Source organism: Paraburkholderia sp. SIMBA_053 (assembly GCF_046534895.1).
GTDB lineage: Bacteria > Pseudomonadota > Gammaproteobacteria > Burkholderiales > Burkholderiaceae > Paraburkholderia > Paraburkholderia caledonica.
The window spans coordinates 1-235 of sequence record NZ_JAWRXU010001724.1; the positions used below are offsets into that span (position 1 = coordinate 1).

Here is a 235-nt window from a genome sequence, read left to right on the forward strand (position 1 = left end):
GCGTTTTTTGACAAGACCGTTGGCGCCGGCGCGCGGCGAAACGCGCTTATTCTGAGTGAAAGGTGACGGGACGTGGCAAACGGGATCGATCGTGCATCACCTGCAGACTGGCCGTATCCGCCGCTCGTCGCGCATCGCTGCGGCGGCACGCTTGCGCCGGAGAACACGTTAGCGGGCTTCGACGCCTGCGTGCGTTACGGTTACCGCATGGTCGAATTCGACGCCAAGCTTTCCG

General features: G+C 63.0%; 1 protein-coding gene. It reads left to right on the forward strand.

Annotated elements, in window-relative coordinates; genetic code table 11:
* Positions 1–72 precede the first annotated feature (72 nt).
* A partial coding sequence (locus SB753_RS41405) for a glycerophosphodiester phosphodiesterase family protein (protein WP_410805733.1) occupies positions 73–235 on the forward strand: 163 nt, incomplete at its 3' end.